Genomic DNA, 2,794 nt, shown 5'->3' with positions numbered 1-2,794 from the left:
CTGGCAGCCCTCAGGGCTACCTATGAGCCGCTCATGGACGGGCTGGCGAAGTATTTTATCGTTGGCCGTTCCGAAGTGGGTGCCGAGCGATGGCGCAACCGATCATTGGGAAGGCAGTCACCGCAAGATGATTGCTCGACGCCTGATGGAGGATCTGAGCGACCGCCAAGGTCGGAGTTCGACGCTCAGTGGAACGGGCGCAGATAAGCGCCCCAGGTGCAAGCTCAGGCGGCGTTTGAAGGATGACCAGGCCTAGTCTAGCTGGAGGGGCTGCGGAATCGAGGACTATGGCCTCTCATGAAACAAGTCAGCAAGGACAACGCCACTGGTCCGATTTCGAGTGTCTGCGAAGCTTCTCCCCCGCCACTCGACATTTCGTGCCCCTGGGCTGAAGTCGAAAACTAATCAGCCCTTTCGGCACGTAGCCCATTTGAGACCTGCCAAAACTTCGAACGCGGCCACCAGCTTCAGCTCAACCGTCGCTTTTGCCTGCACCACCATCTTGGTCAAATTCGTCCACACGGCCTAGAGCAGCCACGATGCCCGGTTATTAAGTTGGCGGGCATGCAGTCTGCAGGTATGGCTGTCAAACGCGACCATGCGCCATCATCAACAAGGCCTTGGCACGAGCCAACCGCTCAAGTCATTCAGCTGGTATTGTACTGCCCATCTCGGCTTGGATTTCGCTCAACGCTTGCGCCCAATGCTCTTCGTGATTGCCATGACCCGAGCCGGCTTTCTCCCAAAGCTCATAGGCCCGCTGGCGCACCGCATCTTCGGTGGGAAAGGTTGGCACCGAGTGGACACCATGCGTCGGATCGGTTTGGGATGGAGGATCGCTAGCGGGGAATGTATCGTCAAGGGCGTCGTCAAGGTCAGCTTGCTCGGCTTGCTTGGACTTATTTTCATTGATGATCATATCAAGTCTCCTGACGACACATAACCCTGTTGGTTCCTCAAAGCAACAATGTGAGCGCAGTTCCCTGGTAGTCTTAGGCCGTCTTTGCCTGTTGGCCTTCAGCGTCCTTAGTTCATGATACTGACCGTGCCGTGCGTGCGCTGCGGCCTACAAGGCCCTCTTCAGAGGAACTTTTAGCGCAACCGACGGTTCACTTTAGGCGATAACTGAGAGGCCATATGATGGACAATGATAGAATTGCTTTGAATGAAGATGCACAGCCTGCGGAGAAGCCGTCTAACGATATTGGCGTCATGAAGAAGGTCGACACAAAGGTTCAGGAGGATGCTGCCAAGGAGCGAGAGGAAACTGGGGGTTATCAGTAGGACTGCTTGGCTGCCTGACCTGCAGGTAAGGCAAGTCAGCCTATTTCGAAACGGACCATCTTCATTAATGCGACTGCAGAGTCGTGCCGTGTTCATGGGGCGCGTCTGGACGACGCGCCCCTGCCCGCTAAACGCCAGCCGTGTCGCCCGCTTGTGTAAGATCCATAAACCGTGTCGTCGTCGGTACAATCTGGGCGCCGATAAAGTCCGCCATCGTCTGTTCCTCCGACAAAGATTGCTTGAGCACCTGGAACGATTCCGTGTCACCAATCTTCACGGCCATTGCGATAAGGCTGGTATAAGCCGCAATCTCCTGGTGCTCGAATGCGAAGTTGGCGAAGGTGTTCTTCAGGATCTCGTCAGAAGCAGGAGCGTGTAGCACGGCCGCCACATTGCCCATCGCTGCGGTCACGGCGTTCTTCAGACTAGAAGAGTCGGTTCCGTGCCGAGCTAGGATATCCTCGAGGCGTTTGGCCTGCTGTTGCGACTCAGTGTGGTGCTGACGCAGGCGGGCCTCCATTTCCGGGTAATTTTCCAGGCGCTCGACTTGCCGCGCGGTCATCTCGATCGCCGTCATTTCGAGAGCATGCATATTCCGCAGACCGGTGTGGTAAATCTCGTGCAGCCTGTCTCCATTGGAGTCGCCGTCCATGCTACTATACTCCTGCAAGTGTTCGGCCATCTACGCGCTGATGCGACATGGGTTGTCGGCGACATTGTATGCGCACTGGATCGTGCGCTTAATTCCAATACACGGTGAAAGAAGGACTAATCCTTTACCTTTAAGTCCGGTGCTGACTGGGCATCTTGAGATGAGAGGGGTTGGCCGAGTCATGTCAAATCGTAACCGCCCAGTGATCTAGGATACGCAATCCCCCGCCTAATCAGTTTGAACACATGGCATCGGCAGCACGTTGCAGTTCGGCTTCTTCTTTTAAGTTACAGCGAACGGATGTGCAGGAGAGGCGGATGCCCAAGGCTGCACAAAATTACCCCAGCAACGCGACAGTGCCGAACGCTACAGTTCGATCGACTGCTTTCAATTCGGCTCCGCATCGCGGCGAGACGTGGCCGTCCCGCCGCCGTATGGAGACACGTTCAATCTGCCTGGTGGCAGCAACCATCTGGTTTATTCTGGGCCGCGACTTGTAGCTCCATGGCCGGTGCACCAGAACCTCTTTTTACAAACTCGCCTATTTGCTTTTACTGTTTGAAGCATCCTCATCAAGGTCACGTAGAACTTCTTCCGGCGCGCTGGGGTCGAGCTCTTTTGCCTGCTCGATTAGCTGATCGGCTGCCTTCTCGTCACCTGCGACTATCTTTTCAAGCGCTGCATCTGTCAGGTCGAGCGCTTTGCTGTGCTTATCTTCTGTCATAAGGATCTCCTTCACTATGTGACTAGACGTCTATGTCCGGCATCGGTTCTATCTGATCGCTTTCCGACGATTGTGACGGCGCGTTTATCCATGCGGCTTGAACACGACCTTGGTGCAGTTGTCGGCCTTGTCGC

Annotated in this window: 4 protein-coding genes; 1 reads left to right on the top strand and 3 read right to left on the bottom strand. The window is 55.4% G+C overall.

Annotation, left to right across the window (positions count from 1 at the left end; translation table 11 throughout):
* Positions 1-643: 643 nt before the first annotated feature.
* Positions 644-919, bottom strand: a complete 276-nt coding sequence (locus GSQ76_RS31595) for a DUF2934 domain-containing protein (RefSeq protein ID WP_158742466.1) — start codon at positions 917-919, stop codon at positions 644-646.
* A 218-nt stretch (positions 920-1,137) separates the two neighbouring features.
* Here GSQ76_RS31595 and GSQ76_RS03115 point away from each other — a divergent pair, with 218 nt between their 5' ends.
* Positions 1,138-1,284: a hypothetical protein gene (locus GSQ76_RS03115; RefSeq protein WP_158742454.1), complete on the top strand. Its 147-nt coding sequence runs from the start codon at positions 1,138-1,140 to the stop codon at positions 1,282-1,284.
* A gap of 127 nt (positions 1,285-1,411) precedes the next feature.
* On the opposite strand, the gene GSQ76_RS03110 is transcribed toward GSQ76_RS03115, so the two are convergent.
* Positions 1,412-1,936: a ferritin-like domain-containing protein gene (locus GSQ76_RS03110; protein ID WP_158742453.1), complete on the bottom strand. Its 525-nt coding sequence runs from the start codon at positions 1,934-1,936 to the stop codon at positions 1,412-1,414.
* A 541-nt stretch (positions 1,937-2,477) separates the two neighbouring features.
* Positions 2,478-2,660 carry a hypothetical protein gene (locus tag GSQ76_RS03105; protein WP_158742452.1) on the bottom strand — a complete coding sequence of 61 codons (183 nt, stop codon included), beginning with the start codon at positions 2,658-2,660 and terminating at the stop codon, positions 2,478-2,480.
* Positions 2,661-2,794 lie beyond the last annotated feature (134 nt).

The sequence above is a fragment of the Acidisphaera sp. L21 genome, assembly GCF_009765685.1.
Taxonomy (GTDB): Bacteria; Pseudomonadota; Alphaproteobacteria; order Acetobacterales; family Acetobacteraceae; genus LMUY01.
Note: the sequence above shows the minus strand (reverse complement) of the source record. Positions and strands in the feature narration are given on the sequence as shown.

Coding starts and splice junctions, on each gene's coding strand:
- GSQ76_RS31595 (WP_158742466.1), bottom strand. CDS start 919: ATGATCATCAATGAAAATAAGTCCAAGCAAGCCGAGCAAGCTGACCTT.
- GSQ76_RS03115 (WP_158742454.1), top strand. CDS start 1,138: ATGATGGACAATGATAGAATTGCTTTGAATGAAGATGCACAGCCTGCG.
- GSQ76_RS03110 (WP_158742453.1), bottom strand. CDS start 1,936: ATGGACGGCGACTCCAATGGAGACAGGCTGCACGAGATTTACCACACC.
- GSQ76_RS03105 (WP_158742452.1), bottom strand. CDS start 2,660: ATGACAGAAGATAAGCACAGCAAAGCGCTCGACCTGACAGATGCAGCG.